Source organism: Planktothrix rubescens CCAP 1459/22, assembly GCA_904830895.1.
Classification (GTDB): Bacteria; Cyanobacteriota; Cyanobacteriia; order Cyanobacteriales; family Microcoleaceae; genus Planktothrix; species Planktothrix agardhii.
The window spans coordinates 311,608-337,774 of sequence record LR882958.1 but is presented as its reverse complement, the minus strand read 5'-3'; the positions used below and the strand labels follow the sequence as shown (position 1 = coordinate 337,774).

20 protein-coding genes are annotated in these 26,167 nt (G+C 40.0%); 9 read left to right on the top strand and 11 right to left on the bottom strand.

Translation table 11 applies throughout. From position 1 onward, the window contains the following. The first annotated feature begins 17 nt into the window (after positions 1-17). Positions 18-1,037, top strand: a complete 1,020-nt coding sequence (locus NMG86_RS01640) for a hypothetical protein (RefSeq protein ID WP_026788396.1) — start codon at positions 18-20, stop codon at positions 1,035-1,037. Positions 1,038-1,135: 98 nt separating this feature from the next. On the opposite strand, the gene NMG86_RS01635 is transcribed toward NMG86_RS01640, so the two are convergent. Continuing rightward, positions 1,136-1,699, bottom strand: coding sequence for a phycobiliprotein lyase (locus tag NMG86_RS01635; protein ID WP_026798738.1), 564 nt, complete (start codon positions 1,697-1,699; stop codon positions 1,136-1,138). Between the two features lie 110 nt (positions 1,700-1,809). Here NMG86_RS01635 and NMG86_RS01630 point away from each other — a divergent pair, with 110 nt between their 5' ends. Further along, complete coding sequence (locus NMG86_RS01630) at positions 1,810-3,432, top strand: MBL fold metallo-hydrolase (RefSeq protein WP_237747574.1); 1,623 nt, start codon at positions 1,810-1,812, stop codon at positions 3,430-3,432. Positions 3,433-3,478: 46 nt separating this feature from the next. Continuing rightward, entirely contained in the window at positions 3,479-4,015 is a 537-nt protein-coding gene (locus tag NMG86_RS01625; RefSeq protein WP_043938906.1) for a DUF1499 domain-containing protein, read from the top strand. Positions 4,016-4,143: 128 nt separating this feature from the next. On the opposite strand, the gene psbD is transcribed toward NMG86_RS01625, so the two are convergent. The 4 genes from psbD to NMG86_RS01605 all read right to left on the bottom strand — a co-directional run bounded on the left by psbD (position 4,144) and on the right by NMG86_RS01605 (position 7,445). Next, positions 4,144-5,202 (bottom strand): photosystem II D2 protein (photosystem q(a) protein), encoded by a 1,059-nt coding sequence (gene psbD, locus NMG86_RS01620; protein ID WP_026786982.1) that lies wholly within the window; start codon positions 5,200-5,202, stop codon positions 4,144-4,146. Positions 5,203-5,595: 393 nt separating this feature from the next. Further along, positions 5,596-5,889 carry an Asp-tRNA(Asn)/Glu-tRNA(Gln) amidotransferase subunit GatC gene (gatC, locus tag NMG86_RS01615; RefSeq protein WP_026788391.1) on the bottom strand — a complete coding sequence of 98 codons (294 nt, stop codon included), beginning with the start codon at positions 5,887-5,889 and terminating at the stop codon, positions 5,596-5,598. Positions 5,890-5,942: 53 nt separating this feature from the next. Next, positions 5,943-6,464 carry a photosystem I assembly protein Ycf3 gene (locus NMG86_RS01610; protein WP_026788390.1) on the bottom strand — a complete coding sequence of 174 codons (522 nt, stop codon included), beginning with the start codon at positions 6,462-6,464 and terminating at the stop codon, positions 5,943-5,945. A gap of 156 nt (positions 6,465-6,620) precedes the next feature. Further along, entirely contained in the window at positions 6,621-7,445 is an 825-nt protein-coding gene (locus NMG86_RS01605) for an SDR family NAD(P)-dependent oxidoreductase (RefSeq protein WP_026796870.1), read from the bottom strand. Between the two features lie 577 nt (positions 7,446-8,022). On the opposite strand from NMG86_RS01605, the gene NMG86_RS01600 reads away from it, so the two are divergent. Further along, entirely contained in the window at positions 8,023-10,680 is a 2,658-nt protein-coding gene (locus tag NMG86_RS01600) for a tetratricopeptide repeat protein (protein WP_026796869.1), read from the top strand. On the opposite strand, the gene NMG86_RS01595 is transcribed toward NMG86_RS01600, so the two are convergent. Next, on the bottom strand, positions 10,667-11,701 hold the full coding sequence (locus NMG86_RS01595) for a glycosyltransferase family 2 protein (protein ID WP_026788387.1): 1,035 nt from the start codon (positions 11,699-11,701) through the stop codon (positions 10,667-10,669). The two genes, NMG86_RS01600 and NMG86_RS01595, sit on opposite strands and share 14 nt — an antisense overlap. A 196-nt stretch (positions 11,702-11,897) precedes the next feature. Between NMG86_RS01595 and NMG86_RS01590 the strand changes: the two genes are divergently transcribed. From NMG86_RS01590 to infB, 5 genes are all read left to right on the top strand, one after another. Beyond that, on the top strand, positions 11,898-13,331 hold the full coding sequence (locus tag NMG86_RS01590; protein WP_237747573.1) for a hypothetical protein: 1,434 nt from the start codon (positions 11,898-11,900) through the stop codon (positions 13,329-13,331). A 213-nt stretch (positions 13,332-13,544) separates the two neighbouring features. After that, the gene (gene rimP, locus NMG86_RS01585) at positions 13,545-14,012 is read left to right on the top strand and encodes a ribosome maturation factor RimP (protein ID WP_026796867.1); all 468 of its coding nucleotides are present in this window, start codon (positions 13,545-13,547) and stop codon (positions 14,010-14,012) included. Positions 14,013-14,137: 125 nt separating this feature from the next. After that, complete coding sequence (gene nusA, locus NMG86_RS01580) at positions 14,138-15,358, top strand: transcription termination factor NusA (protein WP_026796866.1); 1,221 nt, start codon at positions 14,138-14,140, stop codon at positions 15,356-15,358. A 99-nt stretch (positions 15,359-15,457) separates the two neighbouring features. Then, a complete protein-coding gene (locus NMG86_RS01575; protein WP_071782506.1) occupies positions 15,458-15,700 on the top strand; it encodes a YlxR family protein in 243 nt (80 codons plus the stop codon). A 427-nt stretch (positions 15,701-16,127) separates the two neighbouring features. After that, positions 16,128-19,226, top strand: a complete 3,099-nt coding sequence (gene infB, locus NMG86_RS01570; RefSeq protein ID WP_026796864.1) for a translation initiation factor IF-2 — start codon at positions 16,128-16,130, stop codon at positions 19,224-19,226. A gap of 76 nt (positions 19,227-19,302) precedes the next feature. Here infB and NMG86_RS01565 read toward each other — a convergent pair whose 3' ends face one another. From NMG86_RS01565 to NMG86_RS01545, 5 genes are all read right to left on the bottom strand, one after another. Further along, complete coding sequence (locus NMG86_RS01565) at positions 19,303-19,779, bottom strand: TspO/MBR family protein (protein WP_026788382.1); 477 nt, start codon at positions 19,777-19,779, stop codon at positions 19,303-19,305. Between the two features lie 443 nt (positions 19,780-20,222). Further along, a complete protein-coding gene (locus tag NMG86_RS01560) occupies positions 20,223-22,154 on the bottom strand; it encodes a tetratricopeptide repeat protein (RefSeq protein ID WP_026796863.1) in 1,932 nt (643 codons plus the stop codon). Positions 22,155-22,156: 2 nt separating this feature from the next. Further along, positions 22,157-23,011, bottom strand: coding sequence for a glycosyltransferase family 61 protein (locus NMG86_RS01555; protein WP_026796862.1), 855 nt, complete (start codon positions 23,009-23,011; stop codon positions 22,157-22,159). Then, entirely contained in the window at positions 22,986-24,191 is a 1,206-nt protein-coding gene (locus NMG86_RS01550) for a tetratricopeptide repeat protein (RefSeq protein ID WP_026796861.1), read from the bottom strand. Before NMG86_RS01550 ends, NMG86_RS01555 begins: the two co-directional genes overlap by 26 nt. Positions 24,192-24,286: 95 nt before the next feature. Then, the gene (locus NMG86_RS01545; protein WP_043938908.1) at positions 24,287-26,158 is read right to left on the bottom strand and encodes a tetratricopeptide repeat protein; all 1,872 of its coding nucleotides are present in this window, start codon (positions 26,156-26,158) and stop codon (positions 24,287-24,289) included. Between the last annotated feature and the right edge of the window lie 9 nt (positions 26,159-26,167).

Here is a 26,167-nt window from a genome sequence, read left to right as displayed (position 1 = left end):
TTCCCCCCGATAAAACCATGTCTCAACAGATATATCCCCTTAATATTAGTGTTCATCCCCAACTAGAAAAATCCCTAGGCTATCATTCTAATAATAGATGGGTGGCTTGGTATTGGGAACCCGATATCGAAGAAGCATTCTTTACCGATGGTCAAAACTTAGGAACAACTTCGGCTTTATCCTGGCAAATTTTATTACAACACCCGAATATTAGTTCCAGTTTACAACAGTATTTCCCCGACCCCAATCAGCAATATGGGTTACTTTTAGATCGAAAAACCCGTAACCTTTATGTTGGAGAGGGAAAACTGATTCAAAATTTATTAGAACAACCTGATAGTTTAAATTTACTTGCTTGTTTAGAAACTCAAAATCAATCTTTATCAAATATTAAATATCAATTTCATCAAATTACCCATTCTATATTACTATTGAATCTTCTAAAATGGATTCCCTTAACTGTTGGTGTGGGTTTGGTCACTATATTAGGTTTAAAAACCGTATCTTCTTTAATTCCCAAAGTAGAACAGCAATTAAGAGTAACTTCCCCTTCTCAACCAATTGTAGCTGAAGATCAAACCTGTGGAGTCGGAGGATCTGATGATTTTAACCATTATCTTATCAAAACATCCCAACCCAAAGAACTACATTTAATTGGAGTCTATGAAGCCGATCCTAATCATAGCGGAAATCAACGCTCTCCGGGTACAATTTCCGTTAATATTAACCGTCAAAATCAACCCATAATATTAGCTTTATCCTCCTATGAACCCGTTACCTGGAAACTTAACATTCAGCCCGGGGTGATCATTGAAAAAATAATTTTAAATGGATATTATGATCAAAATATTATGGGGGTTTCGGGGATTCCAATTGAGGAGTATAGTCAAGAAGGAACCCATCAAAATTTAGGAAACTTTCCCTATCAATGGAATAGTGTTTCTTCCAGCCTGGTTGATCAACTTCAACAAAAAACAGGACTTCAAATCACCTCCTTTCAAGGTTGTTATCGGGGAACAGAGTTTAAAATAGATTAAATTACTAATTACCGATCACGGATTAAACGGATGACGCAGATTAACACAGATTTTAATCTGTGAAATCCGTGAAATCCTCTTAAATCCGTGATCCTCTGTCAACTAAAAACATTTTTTTGTTCAACTCCAAAACCCACCAATAATACAGTTTCCAAAGGGTTATTATTAATCGGTCGTTGATAATTAATAATCCGACGAATTCTTAACTTTGGATTAATCAAAGTAATCGAATCTACCGAAACAACACTGGTGTAGCTGGTTGTCATTAACAATTCCCTGGTTTCGGTATCGTAGCGAAAATTGGACACCATTGGTTTCGCTTCCTCATAGGCTTTATCTCGCAGATAATCTCCTTCAATAATCGGGAAATCTAATTTTTGAGGGACAAAAAGAATATTTAACTCCTGAGAAACCTCATCCCCTTTTTCCGAAACCGTTTGAAAAGCTAGTCGATATCCTGGTAGAATTTCTAACTCTAAGTTTGTTGATAAACGGTGATTATCTTCTAAGACTTTAGCTTTAGCTGAATTCTCCAAAGGATGAATCACAAATTCCGTGTGCGATCGCTCAACTTCCCGATAACTCAGATAATGATAGGTACGCTCCGTGATCCATTCACCCACACAATGATCGAAAAATTCCTGAAATTGTGCAATCAACATAATTAATATCACTCCTCTTAAATAATCTTTGCAACAGTTTCTAACATTTTTTAGCAAAAACCCCTAATAATTCTAAGATCTAAACTAAATTATCCTGTTGATGAACTCCTGTGATTGACCCGGAATGTTTAGCCTATAGTGTTGGCCATGCAGGGGAAGGTGTATGTCTGTTAGTCAGAATTGGATCTCATCGCATTCTACTAGATTGTGGTATTCAGGACATTTCACCCCTATTAACATCCTCAGATCAACCTCCAGCCGACTTAGTTATATGTTCCCATGCTCATGCGGATCATGCTCAAGGTTTACTCGCCTTCCATCAGGCTTTTCCTGAAATTCCCATTTATGGGAGTCAAGTCACAACCCAACTATTAACCCTAAACTGGCCAGACTGGGAACCCGATCCCAATATACCCCTGTGTCAGCCCTTACCCTGGGATTCTCCTATCCAACTCCAACCCGGACTCAGTGTTACCTTGTTTCCGGCGGGTCATTTACCCGGGGCGTCAGTAATTTTGATCAATTATGTAACACCCGAACGCAACTATAAATTAATTTACACCGGAGATTTTTTTCTCTCCAATTCTCGCCTAGTCGAAGGCTTACCCCTGGGGGAGTTGCGCGGACTCAAACCCGACGTTTTAATCCTAGAAGGCAGTTATGGAACCGCCCGCCATCCCCATCGTCGTCAACTGGAAAACCAACTGGCAGAACGCTTATATCGAGCGATAGAAGCCCAATATTGCCTACTCCTACCAACACCAACTTTAGGCTTAGGACAGGAATTATTGATGTTGCTTCGTAGTCACCATTATTTTACCGGACGAGATCTCGATATTTGGGTTGATGGCAGTGTCGCCACCGGATGCGATATTTACCTACAACTCCTGCCCCATTTCCCCGCCAGCGTTCAGAATTTTGCCCAACATCAGCCCCTATTTTGGGATGACCGCATTCGCCCCAGAGTCCGAAGACTCACCCCGGAACACAGATCTCAACTCGGTCAAACGCCCTGTATTGTTCTCACCGACGAATCAGCCGACTGGAATACCTATTGGGCCGATTCTATCCGGCCTTGGATGTTATTTTTGCGCCAAAAACCCGGTCAAAACCTCGATATTATTCTGACTCCCGAATCGGAAGAAAAAGGCTTTAGTCCCTGCATACCAAAGGTTGAAACCTATTTGATCTCCGAACATTGTGATGGCCCCGGGACAACCCAACTAATTCATAACCTCCGACCCCAACATATTATTTTTGTTCACGGCTCACCCACCTATTTAGGGGATCTGACCAATTTAGAAGAACTTAGAAACCGCTATCAACTCCATACCCCCAACCCCGGAACCCTAGTCGAGTTACCCATCGGCGAAACCTTCATCCAGCCGCCCCTGGCTGAAATTGAGTATGAAGGGGAAATTGCCGAGTTTGAAACTCAAATTCACATTACCCTACCCCCAGGGTTAACCACCGATCCGCGCTGGTTAGGTTTTGCCGATACAGGGTTAGTAGAGGCCCGATGGCAAGGGGAAGAATTAGTGTTGCGGGGGATTTCCCAACGGGAATTCCTGAGTCTAGGAAGCGATCGCCCCATTCCCAGGGATCTTGATTGTTGTGGAAACTGCCAATACTATCGCGGACAACGCTGTTGGAATCAATCCTCCGCCCTCTACGGCTTCAAAGTAACTTCCGATGGTTACTGCCCAATGTTTGAATCCATCGAAAGGATTTAATCGGTTAAATTAAGTTTAAAATAGATTAAGTGCTTAAATATTTACCATGAAAAAATCAGTCTTGTCTATCGGTCAAATTCCCGGTTTTTCTATATTGTTAACAGCGATTATATTTGTTAGCAGTTTATTAGGATTAGTGCCTTCAGCTTTGGCTAATACTACTTCTGTATCTCCAATCATAGCTAGTATATTTTCATTTTCAGGAAATCGACCCACCAACCTCGGTATTGAACAAGGAAAATTTGCCCCCTGTCCCACTTCTCCCAATTGTGTTTCCAGTCAAAGCCTAGATACCCAACATCAAATTGAACCTTTCACCTATCAAGATACACCTAAAAAAGCCTTTGAAAATCTTAAAATTATTCTAGCAAATACTGAAAATGCGGAAATTATTACAGCCGAAGCAAACTATATTTACGCCGAATTTACTTCGGATTTAATGGGATTTGTGGATGATGTAGAATTTTATTTGGATGAAAAAGATAGTTTAATTCAAGTACGTTCTGCCTCTCGTTTAGGAGAATCAGATTTAGGAGCAAATCGGAAAAGAATTGAAGCTATCCGAGCCAGATTTCAACTGTAGTAAGCCCTTCAGGGCTTTCTTAAACCATTAATCATCAAAAAAACAATAAAACCCCCTACAAAACTTGTAGGAGATTTTAAAATTAATCAGATGTTTTTAAGAATGTCCTGAATAATTAGAATCTCTAATTACAGAGCATTACCGCGAGGTAGAACTTCTTCAGGGAAAATAAAGTTTTCGTGGGGTTGATCCGCAGGAGCCATCCAAGCCCGCAGACCTTCATTTAACAGAATGTTCTTAGTATAGAACGTTTCAAATTCAGGATCTTCCGCCGCCCGTAACTCTTGGGAAACGAAATCATAAGCCCGTAGGTTCAGAGCTAAACCAACAATGCCGATAGAACTCATCCACAGACCCGTGACCGGCACGAATAACATGAAAAAGTGTAACCAACGTTTGTTAGAAAAAGCAATCCCGAAAATTTGTGACCAAAAACGGTTGGCGGTCACCATCGAATAGGTTTCTTCAGCTTGAGTCGGTTCAAAAGCCCGGAAAGTATTGGCCGTATCTCCATCTTCAAACAGAGTATTTTCCACCGTCGCTCCGTGAATAGCGCACAATAGCGCACCACCCAAAATTCCCGCCACTCCCATCATGTGGAAGGGGTTCAGCGTCCAGTTATGGAAGCCTTGTAGGAACAGAATAAACCGGAAGATTCCGGCTACCCCAAAGCTAGGGCCAAAAAACCAACTAGACTGACCCAAGGGGTACATCAGAAATACACTGACAAATACCGCAATTGGGCCAGTAAAGGCGATCGCATTATAGGGACGAATGCCGACTAAACGAGCAATTTCCAACTGACGCAGACAAAAGCCGATCAGCGCGAAAGCACCGTGCAGAGCCACAAAAGCCCATAAACCGCCCAGTTGACACCAACGGGTGAAGTCCCACTGAGCTTCCGGCCCCCAGAGGAACAGTAAGGAATGTCCTAAACTGTTAGCGGGACTACTGACGGCGGCTGTTATAAAGTTGCAGCCTTCTAAATAAGAGCTTGCTAAACCGTGGGTGTACCAGGAAGTTACAAAGGTTGTTCCGGTTAACCAGCCACCGAGGGCTAGATAAGCGCAGGGGAACAATAGAACTCCTGACCAACCCACGAAGACAAAGCGATCGCGTTTGAGCCAGTCGTCGAGGACGTCAAAGACGCCTCTTTCAACCTGCGGCCTTTCGACTGCAATAGTCATGGACAAAATCTCCGAATATATAATGACAAGTTGTAAAGGGATTAGGACTCATGTTAAGCGTCTCTCATCTGCTATAGCAGAATCTGAGAATTTTATGAGTACCGTTAATGTTTCTTTACGTCTGTTCAAATTATAGAGGTAAATCTTCAGTTGAGCAACTCCCCCGCCACGGAAATTTAAAAAAATTTGTCCAAAAACTAAAAACCCCGTTTCCGCTCACCAGAAACAGGGTTGTTATTTTTGATATAGCGGGTAATGGGTAATGGGTAATGGGTAATGGGTAATGGGTGGAAAAAGACTTATAAGTACCTAAACAAAATTAATTACACATTCTCTACCCAGATCCGGCGTTCCCTGTTCCCTACTATAACTTCAGGCAGTTTGGGCTGATGGTTAATTTTCCGACATAATTTTGGGGACTTTGAAATAGTCTCCTTCTTGTTCCGGGGCGTTGGCTAGAATATCATCTCTTTGGGGATAGGATTCTAACTGATCAGGTCGAGTAATATTACTCAACTCAATTGCCCGGGTCATCGGAGCCACCTGGGATGTATCCAGTTCATTTAATTGCTCAAAATAATCTAAAATTTCACCCAGTTGAGTCGTAAATTGTTGTTCTTCTTCTGGAGTTAGCTCCAGTCGAGCCAAAAAAGCAACTTTAGAGACTTGTTCACGATCAATAGTCATATTTAATCGGGCTTTAGGTAGGTTAGCAAAGAAAAAATTAAAAGCAAAATCAATTAGAAATAGATATCAATTTTGCTTCTTCCGGTAACTTTTAACCAGTTCTGGGCTTCAATATAGTTATTCGGGGCTAAACGAATTGCCCTAACCCAATATTCTGCGGCCTGCCGAAATTCTTGTTCTGCGGTGTCTTCATCTCCCGCTTCCTTAGCCTTTTCCCCCTGATAATGGTAAATCACCGCAATATTATTCAAAGCCTGGGGCATTCGGGGATTTAGCTCAATCGCTTGTTGATAATATTCTAATGCTTCCTCATGTTCACCATTGCTGGCATGAATTAAGCCCATATTATAAAGAATAAAACTTCGATCATAGGGATCTTCCTCTAAGGTTAAGGCTTCTTGGTAATTTTCTAAAGCCTCTGCATATTCTCCGTCCGCCTGGGCTGACATTCCATCCCGATAATAGGCAAATGCTTCCTTAGCTTTTTTATTGGTGGGCAGCATCTTCAGGATCATATCTGCCATAACCGTAAAGCTTTTATCAATAAAGTTATCGTTACGTTGTGATCTTGGCATAAAATTTTAATCTCTAAAGTTCAAGGCTGGAAACTCCTTAATTTTAAGGAAGTTCCCTAACAGCCCATCGCCTAATCTTACCTTAATCAGTGTAGAGACGTACCATGGTACGTCTCTACGGGGAATCAATTATTAAGGGTCAACCATTAACCCAAACTAATGCAGTGTTGCATCCGCTTTGTTGAATGCAGGATAGGATTTGCGGATTTTGTGGGTAACGGGAGTTGCCAATACCATAATCTTCTCCATTAACCAGGGGGCAAAACGGTTGCACCAAACGGCCAAATGGCTTTGCCATCCGACTAAAATTTCCGAGGTATCCTTATCGAGTCCCGCCACTAACACCTTAGCGACCTGTTCGGGGGTCATGGGAACTACCCAACGGAATAATTGCAAGTTCCGGGTCATGTCCGTATCCGTTAAGGTGGGTAATAGGGCCATAACCCGAATATTATGGGCGGCTAATTCTTGGCGGAGGGCTTCTGTAAACCCCAAAATTGCGAATTTAGTCGCCGAATAGGTGGACATCGTAGGGGCAGCAATTTTGCCCATCAAACTCGATACATTAATAATGGTTCCCGATTGGCGGGTGGCCATCCGTCGAGCGATGACATGGGTAATGGTATACAACCCGATTAAATTCAAGGAGATTTCCTCCTGAACATCTGGGAGTTTGGATTCTAAAAACGGCTTTTGGTGGGCAACACCAGCACAATTAACCAGAATTTCAATTGGCCCGTGGGAACGCCAAGCCTGGGCGATCGCAATATGGACTTGAACAGATTGGGTTAAGTCCAGGGCTAAGGTGATCACCTCCACACCCATTGGTTTTATTTCTGTGGCCAATTCCGCTAACTTCTGACGATCGCGTGCCACTAGAATCAGACGTTTAACCCCATTTTTGGCAAATTCTACGGCAATTGCCCGGCCAATTCCACGAGAAGCCCCAGTAATTAGGGCTGTTTTTCCTTGAATGTTCATTACAAAAACCTCCTGTTGAGGAGGAATTCGGTGCGGCGGGGCGAGGTTCACTCACCCATGCGAGTCGGGATTTTTTCATCCCAAGCGACCCTGACATCCTTTTAGGCGCACCGATATTCCTCTATGCAGCGTGTAAAAAATCTGGGAATGCTAGAAATTTGGTGTCATGATTGTAGAGATTACTAATGGGTCATGATTAGACAACAGACCAGGCTATCTTCTTTCCTTAATTCCTGGTTAACAGAGCAAGATTGATTTCAAGCATGGCTCACCTGTCTCCTCAATACGAGCGTTCATGGAAAGACCCTCTATGCACAGATTAGCAAGTTAATCAACAAGTTGCAACATTTTTTAATAAGTTTTTCGTAATATTTCTTAATAATAGGGAACAGGTAATGGGTTATGGGTTATGGGTTATGGGTTATGGGTTTTGGGTTATGGGTTATGGGTTTTGGGTAATGGGTTATGGGTTTTGGGTAATAGTTGGCGTCCCCTGCTCCCTGTTCCCTATTCCTGATAAACTATTTCCATCAATCCAACGTCTATATTAAAAGCTGTCCTATTTTTGCGGTTGACCATGCCATTGTCTGACACTCCAGAGAAAACTGTCCTTGATTTACACGAAGAAGCAAGTCGCCATATTGCCCAACAGCAGTTTGATGAAGCAGTTGCTGTGTGTGAACAGGCGTTAAAATTGCAACCTCGTTTTCTTCCCACTTACAGTACCTTGGGGTTAGCTAAACAATTGCAAGGGAAACTTGATGAAGCCAAATTTTGGTACACAAAAGCCCTAAATCTCAAACCCGATTGGGCGGAAGTTCATGCGAATTTAGGAACAGTTTATGTTCAACAACAACAATGGCGGGATGCTCTACAATCATATCAAACTGCCCTACATTTTAAACCCAATCAAGCCAGAATTTATCAGAGTTTATATACTGTTTTCATTAATCTGAATCAACCGGAAGAAGCCACAAATGCTTGGTATCAAGCCTTAATTTTAGAACCCCAGTCCGTCGCCCCTCAAGATTATATTGATTTTGGGAAAACCTTAATTGAAAAAGGCAAATTAGAGCCAGCAATTGAATTGTATAGAAAGGGGGTAGAAATTTATCCCAGTTTACCCCAATCCCATTATGGATTAGCAGAGGCATTAAGTCGGAAACAACAGTGGGAAGAAGCGATCGCTGCCTATAATCAAGCGATTATTCTGAATCCCAATAGTAATCTATTTTATCAAGGGTTAGCCGATGCTTTAGTTCAACAAAAGAATTATGAGCAAGCGATCGCCAATTATCAAAAAGCGATTGAACTCAGCCCGGATTTTTCTTGGACATATCATCAACTAGGAAATGCTTTATCTGAACAGGAAAGATGGGAAGAAGCCACCGTTGCTTATTATCAAGGAATCGGTTTAAATCCTAAGTTTTTTGGTTCCTATTATAAGTTAGGAGAAATTTGTTCTAAGACCGGAAAACATGAAGAAGCAATTAATTGGTATCGTCAAGCTCTTGAGATTAATCCCGATAGTTTTTGGTTACATTTTACCTTGGGAAATGCTCTCTGTGAAACCCAGGAGTTTGATGAGGCTTTAACAGAATATTATCAAGCGATTGAATTTGAACCGAATACGGATTGGTTATATCCCCCCTTGGGAAAAGTATTGATTGCTCAACAACGCTGGGATCAAGCTATTAAAGTTTATTGTAAAGCAGTTGAACTGAATTCAAATAATCTTTGGTTGTTAGATCAATTAGCAGAAACCTTAATTGAACAGCAAGAAATTGAAACTGCTATTTCTGTTTATCAGGAATGTCTAAAAATCAATCCTAAAGCGGATATTGTACATTACAATCTGGGCAATTTATATAAATCTCAAAGTCAATGGGAAGAAGCGATCGCATCCTATCAAAATGCTATTAATATTAATCCTAAAATCGCTGAATATTATGCGGGATTAGGAGAAATTTGGTTAAAAAAACAAGAACTAGATCTGGCAATGTCCTACTTGATGGACGCTTTAAAAATGAAGCCCGATTTAATTTCTGCTTATGAAAATATTGCTGAAATTCTACAACATCAAGGCAGAAATGAAGAAGCTGTAAAGTGTTTTAATTATAAGGATTTGCCCCCGTCACTTTTAGAACAATATTGTTTTGTTAATCCCGAACAATTGATCACCTCAGACTTTAGTTCTAATGTCACCTATATTCCTGTTTATCCGGGTAGTGAAATTTCCCTGAATCCTTCTAAAACCGTGGCTCAATTTCATCCTGGTTTTATCTTTAGTCAAGCGACAACTCGGAATGCGTTTATTGTCAAATTAGATCAAGGTAGAGTCTGGGGAGATTCGGCGACCAGTGCGGTGATCACAGCCCATAATGAATTACTGACTGATATTTCCACCGGATCTGCTGAATTGGTTTTATCCTCCCGTAAATTACCTCCAATTCATCATATTAATGGAACCGTTGCATTTTTATCGGTACGCTGGGGGGGGGCATTTTTTCATTGGATGTATGATGTTTTACCTGGAATTCACTTGATGGAAAAAAGTGGTATAGATTTGAATAGTATTGATTATTTTGTGTTTAATAATTACGATTTTTCCTATCAGAAAGAAACCTTAGAACTTTTGGGAATACCTGAACATAAAATCATTAGAAGTATTGATAAACCTTATATTCAAGCGAAGAAACTGATTGTCCCCGCTCCTAATTTGTTCCAAAATGATACGACAACTCCTGAATGGATTTGTAACTTTATAAAACAAAAATTACTCCCAGAAACAGCAAAAAATAAAACTGCAAATCGTCACATTTATATCAATCGGAAAAATGCAATTTCTCGGAATGTGGTTAATCAAGATGAGTTGATGAAACAGTTAGAATCCCTGAACTTTGAGAGTGTTGTTTTAGAATCCTTAACGATTTCTGAACAAGCTGAATTAATGGCGAGTGCCTCGGTGGTTTTAGCCCCCCATGGAGCAGGATTATCCAATATTGTTTTCTGTCAACCTGGAACCAAAATTATCGAATTATTTGCTCCTACTTATGTTCCACCTTGCTATCGAATTATTAGTAATATTTGTGGGCTGGAACATTACTATTTAATTGGGGAACTGGTAGAGAATACAATGGACGAAGATCTGACCCATTCGGGATTGTTGAATATGCGAATTAATATTGATGATTTAATGAGTTTACTGGAATTAGCAGAAATTACAGTAACTTAATTCCCCCTTCTAAAGATTGAGAACGTTTTTCTATAGTTTGTTCTAAAACCCAAAGGGTTAAATTTTGCCATTCGGGTAAATTACAAAGTTGATTCACCTCCAAAGTCTGTCCTAAACTATTAGAATAATGCACAAAACTTTCCGTCCAATTGATTAGGGTTTCTACCGCTAAAAATGGCGTATATTGCCAAGATTTTTGTAAATATTCTGCCATTTCCATCGGAAATCCGGTATAATATAAATACCAGGAACTCCAAACTAAGGTACTGTAACGTACCCAATTTTCAATTAACCGAATTTCTAGGGGAATATTAGAAAGATTAAAAAATTTATCCAAAACATAATTAATTGATTTCGCTTGAGAAACTCCATCCCGCATCGTATTCCGGTCATGTTGACGGTAACAAACTGTTGATTGTTGTAACCATGCAGATTCACACCCTAATAATACCATTCTTAAGATTAAATCGACATCTTCCGCGTGGGCTAACCCGGGTTCAAACCCGTCTATTTTTAATAACCATTCTCGACGAAACATCAAAGTTCCCATCGTCCCCAAGGGTTTCCAACGCAACCAAGTTTCTAAATTCAACTCTGGAACATAATCCCAGGGCGTCGCATCCATGAGGGTTTCTCCTTGTTGGTTAACTCGACGCCATCCACTTTGAACCAGTCCTAATTGCGGTTTTGCTTGAAAAACTGCGAGTTGGGTTGCTAATTTATTGGGAAGAAAGATATCATCTGCATCCAGAAACACAATAAACTCCCCCCGCGCCAATTTTAACCCATGATTTCGGGCGACAGAAACCCCTTGATTTTCTTGATAAACATAGTGAATATAGTTAGAATAGGGTTGTAAAACTTGACGGGTATTGTCTTGGGAACCGTCATCAATAATAATAATTTCGTCAGCAGGATAGGTTTGATTAAGAATACTTTCGACGGCTTGCCCAATATAGCGATCGCAGTTGTATGCTGGAATGATGACACTAATTTGGGGAGTTGCTAAAGTATGGGACATAGATTAAATCGGTGAACTGTATTGAATGTGAAAGGTTAGGGTAAATTTTTCTACTTCATAATACCTACAAATGTAAGTATGTGGACATGATTAAAAAAATTCGTTGTTGGGCTTTAGCCCTCTTATTCTTGGGCTAAAGCCCAACAACGGGGGATTTATTAATATTTTTTGTTGTTTTATTTTTTAATATCTAATTGTGAAAAATACTGTTTCTGTTAAAAAAAATCAAAATATTCCCTGGTTTGAACAGTTGATGGCCATGGTTGCGACGCTGAACTACGGGTTGGTTTTATTCGACATGAGTTATACGGATTTGCGAGATTACTATTTTAACTATATTCCAGTTGTGACTCAAGTTTATGATCCGATCAAAGGCATTGAACCCCATCAAATCACAGAAAAATATTTAGAGACCATTGAACAGTTAAAAGTTACGATAGCTGAAACCAGCTTATATTCGCCTGAAACCGATGAAATATTAGGAAAGTTAAGAAATCAAAGTGAGGAAATTATCAATGAAAATCCCTTTGCTATTGCCGAGAGAAGTGGGACTTTAGAACGAATTAAAAATCGGATGCGAGATCATATCAAAAATCCCAATAATTCTGCAAAAGAATCTTTTAATATATTTTGGTCTTCATCTTATCTTAAACAAAACAGTTATGACCAACAAATGAAATGGTTTGAGAGAAATATTAGACCGTTAGTGGCGACAAACTATTATCGCAGTATCTCGGAAAACGGAAAATTTACCCGCACGTTTTGGAAAGTTGATTTACCCTTTACTATCATTTTTATTTTAGAATTTTTAGCGAGAACCTATTTAATTAGTCGTCGTTATTCTAAGGTAACTTGGTTTGATGCGATGTTATGGCGGTGGTATGATGTGTTTTTGTTTTTACCGATTTTTCGATTGTTACGAATTATTCCGGTAACGATTCGTTTAAATCAGGTACATTTTATTAGTTTAGAACCCATTAAAATCCAAATAACCAGGGGATTTGTTGCCGCCATTGCCAGGGAATTAACCGAGTTCGTGGTGATTGAAGTGATTCAACAGATTCAAGGAGAAATTAGGAGAGGTGATATTTTTAAACAACTATTTTTGAATCAAGATAAACCCTATTTAGACATTAATAATGTTAATGAAATAGAAGCGATCGGCAATCATTTAATTCAGGTTGTTGTTTATAAAGTTATTCCTAAATTAGAACTTGACATTGAAGCATTATTGCGCTACAATATAGAGCAGGTAATCGAACAATCTCCTGTGATTCAACAATTTAAAACCATTCCAGGGTTACAACAAATTCCCCAACAGATTCAAGAAAGAATTATTACCGAACTTTCTAAATTAGCCACGGAGGGGCCCCAGGAAGCCTATCAAACCGTGGCCAAAGCCATGAATGATCCCGTGGGAACAAAATTATCTAATCAACTGGTTAAAAATTTTAATAAACTTTTAGGAGAAGAACTGCAAAAAGAACAGGGATTAGAGGAAATTAAAACCCTGTTAATTGACTTCTTAGAAGAATTCAAAATCAACTATATTCAGCAAGTGGATGAATCTAACTTTGAACAAGTTCTTGCTCAATTAAAGGAACAAAGACACATCAAAGGAACCGAATAAATAGAACTGATCCCAGACCCGAGAGCAAAACTCGAAACCCGATATCTAGCAATTGCTTTCGCTCTAAGCTAAACTAGAACAAGAGGCGAACCACAGGGTTCGTCTTTGGCTTGGTGAGGAGACACTGTTTCACGATCTGGAGTGGGATTGACCCCACTTTTTTAATGGCAGTTAACCTCATAACCCCTGTAGACTCTAGCATTCACGTCAACTATGGCTCATCCTCTGATCCCCCAAATTCTCGACATCGCCACCCCCATCGCCCAAACATTGGGACTGGAAGTGGTCGGGGCAACCTTTTACACCAATCAGAAACCGCCTGTGCTGCGTGTAGATATCCGCAACCCCAGTCAGGATACCGGATTGGAAGATTGTGAACGGATGAGTCGAGCCTTGGATGAGGAATTAGAGACCAGCAATATTATTCCCGATGCCTATGTGTTGGAGATTTCCAGCCCCGGAATTTCGGAATCTTTAACCAGTGATCGAGAATTCGTTTCATTTAAAGGATTTTCCATTATTGTTAAAACATCAGAACCCTACAAAGGTCATTCTCAACAACGGGGAAAACTGGTGAGTCGGGATGAAAATGCGGTTTATTTAAGCCAAAAAGGACGACAACTAGCCATTCCCCGGGAATTAATTACGGAAGTGTTATTCGATGAAAGTGTCGAGGAGTAAAGATTTTAACCCTTAAAGATTTTAACCGATCGTGATTTAACCTTTCGGGCGGTGTACTTCCCCAATTTTCTGTGAAAAATTCATCTGTGTGATCAACAAAAAATAAAGTTTAGAGGATAAAAACTATGTCAATGGTGAGTTTGCCCGGTTTACAAGATATGATTAATGGTATTTCTCAAGAGCGGAATTTACCGAAACAGGCCGTAGAAGAAGCCCTACGAGAAGCTCTATTAAAAGGGTATGAACGCTATCGTCGTACCATCGAAATTCAGACCCAATTTAGTGAAGATTATTTTGATAATTTTGATGTCGAACTCGATGTCGATGAAGAAGGATTTCGAGTCTTAGCCAAAAATTTAACCATTGTTGAACAAGTTAGCAACCAAGATCATCAAATTGCCTTAAAAGACGTGCGAGAAGTCGCTCCCGAAGCCCAATTAGGGGATACCGTCACCCTAGATGTTACCCCGGATCAAGGGGAATTTGGTCGGATGGCAGCGATCCAAACTAAACAGGTTTTAGCTCAAAAACTGCGGGATAAGCAGCGCAAAATGATTCAGGAGGAGTTTAAAGAACTTGAAGGCACGGTATTGCAAGCCAAAGTCCTCCGATTTGAACGCCAGTCGGTGATTCTGGAAGTAGCCAGTGGTTTTGGTCGCACCAGTGTGGAAGCGGAACTTTCTAAACGGGAACAACTGCCCAATGATAACTACCGCGCCAATGCCACCTTCCGGGTCTATTTGAAAAAAGTCTCCCAAGGTTCCCAACGGGGGCCCCAATTATTAGTATCCAGGGCCGATGCCGGGTTAGTGGTGTATCTCTTTGCCAATGAAGTCCCAGAAATTGAGGATGAAGTGGTGCGAATTGTGGCCGTGGCCAGGGAAGCCAACCCTCCTTCCCGTCACGTCGGCCCCCGGACTAAAATAGCAGTAGATACCATCGATCGAGATGTTGATCCTGTGGGAGCCTGTATTGGGGCTAGGGGGTCACGGATTCAAGTGGTGGTGAACGAACTGCGGGGCGAGAAAATAGACGTGATTCGCTGGTCTCCTGACCCAGCCACCTATATTGCTAATGCCCTGAGTCCGGCGAGAGTCGATGAAGTTCGTTTAGTCAATCCCGATGAACGTCGCGCCCATATTCTGGTTCCTGAAGATCAATTGAGTTTGGCCATTGGCAAGGAGGGGCAAAATGTTCGTCTCGCTGCTCGGTTGACGGGATGGAAAATTGATATTAAGGATACGGCTAAATATGATGCAGCAGCCGAAGATCAAAAAATCGCCGAAGAACTCGAACGTCAGGATGCGATCAACGATCGCAACTATGATGAATTTAAGGAGGAATAGGAGAGCAGGGGGAGTACCGGTGGTAGGGGGAGCAGGGCAGGTAAACTCTTTCTATTACCCATTACCCAAAACCCATTACCCGCTATAACTGTCAAGCCCATGAAAAATCAACGTCGTTGTGTGGCTTGTCGCCGATTAGGGGCAAAAGAAAGCTTCTGGCGATTTGTCAGGCTCTATTCATCAGATCAGGTACAATTGGATCATGGCATGGGTCGTTCGGCCTATCTTTGCCCTAACCCAGATTGTTTGAAGGTGGCTCAGAAAAAAAATCGACTGGGACACGCACTCCGAATATCGGTGTCAGAGGAAGTTTATCAAGGCCTATGGCAGCGTTTAGATTAACCTGGAATTGATCCCCATGTCCTACTTGGTAGGGAAGGGTGGGAAAAATTGCCTGGGATCTGAAGATCTTGAGTTGCTCAACAATATCTTTCTGTTCAATCAGCAAACCTACTCTCCAGATAGAGGACTAGAAGGTTTATGTTAAAGCAGAATAGAGTAGACTGAGTAACTAAATTGATTATTATTCACCATCCGGTTAATATCTGCTAACTTGATAAAGGCAATACTAAAGATTTGAGGAATTAGATTTCACCAAAAATTAAAATAAAATTAAGAACTGTCAAAGCAGACCTTACATCTGCATCCTTGACACTTAAATAACCAGAGCAGATGATATCGTTATTTAAAACGTGCGGGTTACTGTTGTAAGAGTAAATCGAACTATGTAAACATCAAACCATGGGTAGGTACGAAGAGGGGTTAGTGGATGAACAACGCCAAAGTCAGAATTTACGAACTATCACGGGAACTTAATTTGGATAACAAGGACATCTTAGCGGTGTGTGAACGGCTAAATATCTCAGTTAAAAGCCACAGTAGCACGATTTCAGAATCAGATAAAGAACGCATTGAAAAATACGTCGCAACTCATCCGAACCCGGGTCAGCTTGAAGGAAAAGCACCCGGATCTCCTCCTAATGCGAAATTATCAGCGATCGCACCCAGCGACAAAAAACGGCAAGAAATTTTAGAGATCCAGAAGCCCAAAATTCGGTCGAGCTTCGAGTCCTCCCCCCCCTACGATGAGGCGAGTTCCTCTGAATCAGCTTCTGTTGCTACCCCACCTAAATCACTTGTTTCTTCAAAAGCGCCTGTGAAACCCACGTTAAATCGACCTGTATTATCAAAACCCACTGCTCCGGCTCAAGCGGAAACGGAATCTTCCCCCATAACAGCCGAGAAAGTGGCCTCAGAAACCGAAGATATGGCCATGGGGGTTTCTGTCGGGGAAATAGAAACATCTGAACAGATTGATTCATCCCCATTGGAAGCCGCACCTCTTTCTGCTCCCCCTATTAGACCCGCAGAGCCAGTTCCCGTGAGTATCAGTGTGAACCCGGAACCAGCAGCCATTTCTAAAAATAAGCCCGTTTTGAAGACAAATAAACCAACGCCTAAACCCGTTGAGTCAAAGTCTAAACCGGACTCTCCCGAAAAACCGACTCCCAAATCTCAACAAACTACCCCAGAAGGGAAAGAAAAAGATTCAGAGGGCCGAAGACCGCCCCGTAAAGAAGTTGGCAGTCCCAGACCCCGCTCAATTTCTGATTTACAGGCTCCTCCGTCCCGTAAGCCAGCGGCTCAAGTGATTGATGAGGATGGAGAATCGACCGAGGGTGCCGAGGAGGAACCCTTAGCCACCACCGATGATTTAGTCAAACGGCCAAAACGGGCTGTAACCCTGACTCGGCCGAACCCCCCCCGCACTGGAAAACGCGGGCCAGCATGGGAGGAGGAAGAAGAAGAAGTTGTAGATACCGCTAAAACCAAGGCGGCTAAACTCAAAGCCAAGCGACGGGCTAAACCCTCCTTAGATGAGGACGACGACGATGAAATGAATGCGTTGTCTCTGCTGAATGCCAACAACGCCATGATTAGCGTCTCCCTAGCCCGTCCCCCCAAACCCAAAGCCAGCCCCGGACAAAGTGTGGCAGCGATAACGGTTAGACCGAAAAAACCCGCACCCAGTCGGGGTTCGAGTTCTGGAGGAGGCAATACGCGCCGGACGGAGGCTAAACCCAAGGCTGAACGCCCGGAGAAAGTCATCGTACCTGGGCCAATGACTGTTCAGGAACTCGCCTCTGCCTTAATCTTGCCGGAAACGGAAATTATCAAACGCCTGTTTTCCCAAGGGATTGCAGTTAATATTACCGAAACCCTCGACTACAACACAATTCTGTTAATCTGTCAAGACCTCGGCGTTGAAGTTGAAAACGAAAAACTCAAATCCGGTGCTATCAAGCCCGACAATATGCTGAACGCAGAGGATCTGGAGCATCTGCAACGGCGTCCTCCGGTGGTCACGATCATGGGTCACGTCGATCATGGGAAAACCACCCTCCTCGATGCGATCCGCGAAACCAAAGTGGCTCAAGGAGAGGCTGGGGGCATCACCCAACACATCGGAGCCTATCATGTCGATATGGAACATGAGGGCAAAACCCAGCAAGTGGTCTTCCTCGATACTCCGGGTCACGAAGCCTTTACCGCCATGCGAGCCCGGGGCGCACGAGTTACGGATGTGGCAATTCTGGTGGTGGCCGCCGATGATGGTGTCCAACCCCAAACCATTGAAGCCATTAGTCACGCTAAGGCTGCCGGAGTCCCGATGATTATTGCTATCAACAAAATTGATAAGGAAGGTGCCCAGCCTGATCGGGTGAAACAGGAGTTAACGGAATTTGCCCTGGTTCCTGAAGAATGGGGCGGTGACACGATTATGGTTCCCGTCAGTGCCATCAGGGGAGAAAACCTTGATACCCTCCTAGAAATGATTCTGTTAGTGGCGGAGGTGGAAGATCTCTATGCCAACCCTGACCGAGCCGCGAAAGGAACGATTATTGAAGCTCACCTTGACAAGTCCCGTGGCCCTGTGGCGACGCTGTTGGTACAAAATGGTACCCTGCGAGTTGGGGATATCGTGGTGGCGGGTTCCGTCCTGGGTAAAGTCCGGGCGATGGTGGATGACCGAGGCGATCGGGTTGATAATGCCAGTCCTTCCTTTGCCGTTGAAGTCTTAGGTCTGCGGGATGTCCCGGCGGCTGGGGATGAATTCGAGGTCTTTGAAAGTGAAAAAGAAGCCTCGGCTTTGGCCACCCAACGGGCAGAAACGAAACGGGAAACCCGCTTAATCAAGGGTCGGATCAGTCTGAGTGAATTCTCCGCCCGTGCTCAACAGGGTGAGTTGAAAGAACTGAACTTGATCCTGAAGGGGGATGTTCAAGGATCTGTAGAAGCGATCGTTGGAGCCCTGAAGAAACTGCCTCAGAAAGAGGTGGAACTACAACTGCTGTTAGCGGCCCCGGGTGAAATTACGGAAACGGATATTGACTTAGCCGCGGCCAGTAATGCGGTCTTACTTGGATTTAACACCACCTTAGCCCATGGTGCTCGTCAAGCTGCCGATCGCGCCGGAGTTGACATCCGAGATTACAACATCATTTACAACCTCTTAGATGACGTCCAGGCTGCCATGGAAGGGCTATTAGAACCGGAACTGGTGGAGGAACATCTAGGTCAAGTGGAAGTCCGGGCGATTTTCCCCGTGGGACGCAATACCATCGCTGGTTGTTATGTGCTGTCGGGTAAAGTGGTGCGGAACTGTAAAGTCCGAATTCGCCGGAAAAATGAGGTGATTCACGAAGGTGTCCTCGATTCCTTGAAACGGATGAAAGAGGATGCTAAGGAAGTCAATGCTGGCTACGAGTGCGGTGTTGCTTTGGATAACTTCAATGACTGGACGATGGGCGATATTATCGAAGCCTATCGGATGACTACTAAACGTCGTACTTTGTCTCTGTCTTAAGTGCGCCGCTTCGGTTCCTATATTGCTATATATCAGCCACCTATTATTTAACCCATAGTAGGTGGCTGGTATGTTTTTAAACATCTGCGGGGTTGAGTGGGAGCATCGCCCAGGTGGTATAGGTTCCAATTGGACTCCACAGGACAAGGGGGAGGAGTAAATAGGCTGCGGTTTGAGACACTGGCCAAACACTCACCATTAACATTAAGCCTAAAATAAAACCTGTCCCGCCTAATATTGTTCCGATGCGTAAACTTTTGGTTTTGCACATTACCGGGGTATAGGACAAAATCACTAATTCTAATAATAGGTAAAATCCCATTAATACCCAGGTTTGGGATATTCCGGGTTCGGCTTCCCAGACTAAAATTGCTGACCAAGCCCCCGCAATAAAAACGATTATCCAAATTAAAGGAATTGCTTTTTCAAAGGTTAACCAACTGGGACGGGTTAAACGATTAAACCATCGGATATCATCAGAAGTTAATAGAATATTATTGGCTAAGGCGACTAAAAACGCCACTCCTCCAATTACCATCCAAGATTTAATCATCAAAAAACGAGTGGGAAACCCCTAGCTTTAACTATGGGGAGGAACACGGATGCGGCTAAAGCGGCCTGAAAGATTATCTTTCCCTTTGTGGGGACTAGGTTTTTGGTTCGGAACCTAGAAACCGACTCGGATCGCTCCGGTAATGTGAGCCTCGACAAAGTTAGAGGTCGGTACTATCCAAATCGCACTGGCTTAACCCATTACACCTGTTTAACGATTCGGTTTTAGAGCTACAGACTGGCTAAACGCATCCGTAGGTAAGAACTTTAACGCTTGCCTCTAACGTAGGTATTGCTACCTGAGTCTGGTCAGATTAGGCTTTTACAAGCCCCCGCCTAAAGGCGTGGGGTTTCTGACAATTTTTTACGGTTTTAACCCTATTCAGATTATTTTAGTTGGTTATTAGTAAAATCTCCCAAAAGTAGGAAAATTGATCCCTATTCCTAAACAACTCCAGCCCATTGCATTAATTTTAAAAGAGAATCCAAATTGACCTTAATATTTTGAGATCCATCCGTCGGAGAACGGCCAAAATCGGCAGGTTCACAAAATAAACAGTAATAATCACAACCCACAATATTACTTAATTCCCAATAACAAGATAGCGTCCAATTTGGCATTAAAAACTCAATCACCTGAGTTCCTGGGGAACAAAAAACTAAATTGGTTAAAGCTGCTCCATGGGGAGAAATAATGACTTTAGTATTTGCCATATAATAGGCTTGTTGTCTGACCGATAAAGTTTCTAAACTCAAGACTGTAAATCCAAATTGCTGTAAAAATGAGATGACTTCTGCTTCATTAGATACCTGACGATAGGATGCGTTACTTCGACTTAAATAAACTCTTTCTAAAGGAAACAATCCTTGATGATCTTGACCCTTGAGACACAAATTTTTTAAGAAGTTGCAAGCCCATTCAGGGGTTCTGTAAGTCGAATGGGAATAGGACGGAATTAAAAATCGATCCGCTTGTAAAGCCGGATAATTGCAAGTTTCAATAATTTTTTCTGAAGGGATATTTAACAGATATAGGGTTTCTCGTTCATAAGCAAATTGACATCTATTTATGATAAAATAATCTACTTCTTCTAGTGAACAATAGGTTGATAATAAATCAAACCTAGCAATAATATCAAACATCCAGTGATAATAGTTTTCTCCCCATTTTATAGAAAAAAATGCCACAGTTCCCTCTAAGTTTCTAGGTGAATTTAGATGAGAAGAATTAACGACTAAAGCAGCACTTCCTGTTGATAAGTCTGTTACTAATTGATGATCTGATGTGAGAACAGCACTGCTCAATGAATTTGCCCAAACTTTGCCTTGAGGGATACTAGAAACAAAGGTTTCTGGGAAATTAATTGAGGGGACTTGAAAATAAGGGTTGAGGGTTCCTTCAATCAACTTAGGAGGCTTGAGTTTGATATTGGTAGGGGGATAAACTGGCATTATAGCTAAATTTTTAGCTGTATTAGTTGTGATAAACTGCTCCTCTGATAAATTAAATATTTTTTGAATTAAAGAGATTGGTAATTGATGATGAACTTCACAAAAAACAGCATCTAATAGTTGATTTTTTTGTTCAAAAATATTAGCAATATAATTATATGCTTCATAGTAATCTGGCTGTATTTGTAATCCTTTAATTAAATAATCTAAAGCAAGATCCCATAATTCCTGTTGGATTAAAATTTTACCAATTGCGATATAGTAACAGCTTTGCGGATTTATAGTTATAGCATTTTGGTAGGCTTGAATTGCATTTTCTAACTGATTTTTAGATAAGAAAGTTTCCGCTAATTTCTCATAAAACCAATCTATATTTGGATTAAGCTGAATTGCTTGAGAATAAGATTTAATCGCATTTTCTGGTTGGTCTAATTTTAATAAAGCATCCCCTAATTTAATATAAATCCAGCAATTTGTAGGCTCAAATTTAATTGCTTTTTCATAATAATTAATAGATTTTTCTATCTGATTTAAGTTAAAAAAAGATTCTCCTAGACCAAAATAAGCCCAACAAAAATTATTATTAAATTTAATAAATTGAGTATAGGCTGCGATCGCTTCCTCCCAGCGTTCTAATTTAATTAATACTTCTCCTAAACTATTGTAAGACCAAGGAAAATTAGGATTAAGTTGAATAGATTTAGAATAGGCTGTAATCGCATCTTCATAACGTTCTAACTGCATTAAAGTTTGACCTAATTTATAATAAATCTGGTCATTATCAGGATTTAATTCAATGGCTTGATTATAGAAAAATAAAGCTAGTTCAGGGTTTCCCTCTTCTAAACATTGATTTGCAGAAATTAAATGAGATTCTGCTATTTGTGAATTATTTTTGGTATTATCATCGTTAAAATGAGTCATAATTAATTAATAACTTTTGCCATTTTTAAAAGTTCAATAATAGTATAAGACTTAATTTTTATATTGTCAAAAATTGGAATAAAATTTAATCCTTCATCATCTATCGGTTCACCGACACAACAGTAATATTCACAGCCGACTATATTGCAAAGTTGCCAATAATAAGAAGTCTCCCATTCAGGAAATAAAAACTCAATCACCTTTGTATTAGGACGACAAAAGACTAAATTAGTTAATCCTGACCCATGGGGTGCGATGATAATTTCTGCATTAGCAAAATAACCAACTTGTTCTTGAAAAGGTAAATATTCTAAACAAAGCGTTTGAAAACCTAATGTTTCTAAAAAGGGTAAAAACTCCGACTCATTGATAACTTTTCGACAGTTAGCATTTTGGCGACTTATATAAATTCGCCGGGAATAATTATTTGAATTAATACTAGCGGAAAGAAACTTATTTTTAATAAAATTTACTCCCCATTTTGAAGACTTTAAATGACTCCAATGAACAGGAGATGGAACTAATAATACTGACCCTCTAACATAGGGATAAATACAGTTATCAATTACTTTATGTTCGGGAATATTCAACAGCTTTAGCATCTCTTTTTCATAGGGAGATTGATGACGGTTAACGACAAACCAATCAATTTTATTGAAATCAAAATCAGCTTCCTCTAATAAATGCAAACGGGCTATAATATCAAACATCCAATGGTAATAAATTAATCCGAATTGCGCTGATAAAAAAGCTACATTTCCTTGTAATTCCAAAGGATCTTGTAATTGTTCACGACTAATTATTAACTCACCACAACCTGTTGATAAATCCTTAATTAACTGGTGTTCTGAAGTCATAACAGCAGATGTTAAAGCATCTCCCCACCCTCGTCCGTCCATTAGGGATGACTGCAACAAACGCTTCTGAGGATAGCATAGAGTTAGGAAACAACCTAAAATTAGGTTCTCCTAATATTCCGTTTGGAGGATTAAAATTTACTAAACTTTGAGGGTAAATTGATATTTTCTGAGCGTGGGGATAATCTTGATTATTTATTAGTAAATCAGGTGATAAATTCAAGTATTTTTGAAGTACATCAAGGGGGATAATTTGCAAATATTTACATCCATCTCCATCTAACTTTCGCCCCATTTTTTCTAAAATTAAACCCAATTTAACATAACTATCAAAATTATCTGAATGTCGTTTTAACCATTGCAATAAATAGGGAATTGCTTCTTCCCATCGTTGTTGCTTAATTAAAAAATCTGTAATCAATAAATAGAAATTAGAATGATAGTTGATTTTAATATAATTTTGATCACAAGTAATTGCTTGCTGTTGTAAATACGTTCCTAATTTTTGATAGACTATTTCTAAGTTTAAATTTAAGTCAGGATAATCAGGATTAATTTTTAGACAATCACTAAAAGTAATGTACGCTTCTTCCCATTGTTTTAATTCTTTTAAAATTATTCCTAAATTAAAATAACCTGCCGCAATTTTAGGATTAATAGCAATAAAGCGACGATAAGTAGAAACTGCTTTGTTTTCCTGTTTAACGGCTTGGTAAGCTTCTCTTAAAGCATAATAAGACCAAATAAAATCAGGATTTAATTCTATGGCTTTTTGATAGGCTAAAATCGCTTCTTCCCAGCGTTTTACCTTACTAAGATTTTCCCCTAGACCTTGATACGACCAGCTAAAATCAGAATTTAATTCTATGGCTTTTTGATAGGCTAAAATAGCTTCTTCCCAGCGTTTTACCTTACTAAGATTTTCCCCTAAACCTTGATACGACCAGCTAAAACTAGGATTTAATTCTATGGCTTTTTGATAGGCTAAAATTGCTTCTGTAAAATGCTCCTTTTGACTTAAAGCCAACCCTAATTGACAGTAAGGATGATAAAAGGTTGGATTAAATTCAATGGCGTAACGATAGCAAACAATTGCTTGATCAATTTTGCCATTATCTAAAAATTTATTTCCTAAATTAAACTGATCTTCCAATTTGATTTTATCAGGTTCTCTAATCATGATTTGATATTGACATTAAAAAATATAAATTTAAGTTAAAATAGGTTTTTATATGGATTTAGCTAGACAGATTATAATTATAACATAAATCTAATCTAATTCCAGTTAAACTGCATTCCTAAAAACTCCTCTAACTGCTGATTATAAGGCTGAAAATAATCATTGAGTAATGTCCGAGTTGGTTCAGATATGGGGGGATAGGGTCGGGTATTATATTGATGATAGTTTGAAAGATGATATTCCGGTAAACCTAAAAATTTCAGGACTTCTGTTGTTCCCTGGTCAGGGTTTGTATAGAATTGTTCACTGCTTAAAATTAAAAACTGTTCCCTAGGAAATACTTTGATCCATTTTTCTAAGAAATAAATATATAACCCTTTAGCTAAATATCCTTGAAAGTTTGGTTGATGGATTTTTCTCCAAAAATCAATAGTTTGATCCTCTAATTGATCTATTTCCCGTTGAATTGCTTCTTCAAAACAAGATAATTCCCATTTTAAACTTAACCAATGATAATAGTGGGAAACCGCTCGGTCAATCGGGTTTCTTAATAATAAAATTAATTTAACATTCGGAAAAAATTTAACTAAATTTTCAGCAACTTCTGGAGAATTAAAGTTTATTGGTGTTGCTTCTCCTACTAAACAGTGATAGTTAGGAGGAATTGGGGGAAAATGAGAAAAATACCACTCTAAACCTCGCTCAACTTGATTTGACCAAAAGGGCATTTCTTTAATCATTGAGGACATGATATTCGGATGTTCAGAGAGATAGTAATTTAAAGAAGTTGTACCTCCTTTTTGGGTTCCAATTATTAAATAATCTAGGTGATTAACAGGTTTTAATAGTGCTGAAATATTCTGCCATTGTGGACGGAATTTAGGGATGATTTTTTGACCAGCAATATAATTATATTTAATCGCAGATTGTAAATCTCCTTGAGCAGTATATAATACGGCTAAATTCAAATAATAAATAGAGGAGTCTGGATCTTTTTTAATTGCTTGATTAACAATATTAATGGCTGTGACAATTTGATTTTGTGTTGCTATTAAATCAACAATATTTTGATAATTCCAAAGGTACAAATCGGGTTTAAGTTCTAAAAATTTGAGATAGGCAAAAACCGCTTTATCCGGCTGTTGGTTACGATATAAAGCCATTCCTAAGTTATAATAAACTTGGGGATCATTGGGTTTATGTTGCACAGCATCCCGACATTTTTCTACCTCTTGATCTAAAACTTTTTTTTGCTCTAAAATAGTTTCTATTTTTTGAGAAATATCTAAATTATTAGGTTGAATTTGCAAGGCAATCTGGTAAAATATAAGGGCTGCAAACCCATAATTTTTTTGAATTAGAATTTCTGCCAATTTTATATAAAGTTCAAAATCAATTGGTAACAATTTATTTTTAGAAGATTCATTAACTACCGAACAATAATCATTAATTACCGGATCTAATCCCTTTTTGATTTGAGTTTGAAGTATAGCTCCAATTTGATTAATACTTTCTAATAAATCCGGGTTTTGTTTCCAAGCCTGAAAATAAGCATTCACAGATTTTTGCCAATTTTGTTGTTGATAAAAAGCCTCTCCCAAATAATAATATGACCAACAAAAATTAGGGTTGATTTCAATAGCTTTTGAGTAAGCTAAAATTGCCTGATCCCATTGTTTTTGTTGAATTAATGCCATTCCTAGGTTATGATAAGACCAGGAGAAGTTGGGGTTAAGGGCGATCGCTTGACCATAAACAACAATAGCTTCTGTCGGGTTATTTTGCTGGGAAAAAATATCTCCTAACTGATGATAAGCCCAAGAAAAATCAGGATCAAGTTCGATGGTTTTTTGATAAAGTGCGATCGCATCTTCTAAATTTCCTTGATTTCTATAAAGTTCCCCCTGTTCATATAAACTGGAAGCTGACAGGGGGTTTTGGTGTAATAAATTAGAATCAAAACTCATTAAAATTTA

Bases quoted from the DNA above. Each gene is read 5' to 3' on its own strand.
- NMG86_RS01640 (WP_026788396.1), top strand. From the start codon at position 18: ATGTCTCAACAGATATATCCCCTTAATATTAGTGTTCATCCCCAACTA.
- NMG86_RS01635 (WP_026798738.1), bottom strand. From the start codon at position 1,699: ATGTTGATTGCACAATTTCAGGAATTTTTCGATCATTGTGTGGGTGAA.
- NMG86_RS01625 (WP_043938906.1), top strand. From the start codon at position 3,479: ATGAAAAAATCAGTCTTGTCTATCGGTCAAATTCCCGGTTTTTCTATA.
- psbD (WP_026786982.1), bottom strand. From the start codon at position 5,202: ATGACTATTGCAGTCGAAAGGCCGCAGGTTGAAAGAGGCGTCTTTGAC.
- gatC (WP_026788391.1), bottom strand. From the start codon at position 5,889: ATGACTATTGATCGTGAACAAGTCTCTAAAGTTGCTTTTTTGGCTCGA.
- NMG86_RS01610 (WP_026788390.1), bottom strand. From the start codon at position 6,464: ATGCCAAGATCACAACGTAACGATAACTTTATTGATAAAAGCTTTACG.
- NMG86_RS01605 (WP_026796870.1), bottom strand. From the start codon at position 7,445: ATGAACATTCAAGGAAAAACAGCCCTAATTACTGGGGCTTCTCGTGGA.
- NMG86_RS01600 (WP_026796869.1), top strand. From the start codon at position 8,023: ATGCCATTGTCTGACACTCCAGAGAAAACTGTCCTTGATTTACACGAA.
- NMG86_RS01595 (WP_026788387.1), bottom strand. From the start codon at position 11,701: ATGTCCCATACTTTAGCAACTCCCCAAATTAGTGTCATCATTCCAGCA.
- rimP (WP_026796867.1), top strand. From the start codon at position 13,545: ATGGCTCATCCTCTGATCCCCCAAATTCTCGACATCGCCACCCCCATC.
- nusA (WP_026796866.1), top strand. From the start codon at position 14,138: ATGTCAATGGTGAGTTTGCCCGGTTTACAAGATATGATTAATGGTATT.
- NMG86_RS01575 (WP_071782506.1), top strand. From the start codon at position 15,458: ATGAAAAATCAACGTCGTTGTGTGGCTTGTCGCCGATTAGGGGCAAAA.
- infB (WP_026796864.1), top strand. From the start codon at position 16,128: ATGAACAACGCCAAAGTCAGAATTTACGAACTATCACGGGAACTTAAT.
- NMG86_RS01565 (WP_026788382.1), bottom strand. From the start codon at position 19,779: ATGATTAAATCTTGGATGGTAATTGGAGGAGTGGCGTTTTTAGTCGCC.
- NMG86_RS01560 (WP_026796863.1), bottom strand. From the start codon at position 22,154: ATGACTCATTTTAACGATGATAATACCAAAAATAATTCACAAATAGCA.
- NMG86_RS01555 (WP_026796862.1), bottom strand. From the start codon at position 23,011: ATGACTTCAGAACACCAGTTAATTAAGGATTTATCAACAGGTTGTGGT.
- NMG86_RS01550 (WP_026796861.1), bottom strand. From the start codon at position 24,191: ATGATTAGAGAACCTGATAAAATCAAATTGGAAGATCAGTTTAATTTA.
- NMG86_RS01545 (WP_043938908.1), bottom strand. From the start codon at position 26,158: ATGAGTTTTGATTCTAATTTATTACACCAAAACCCCCTGTCAGCTTCC.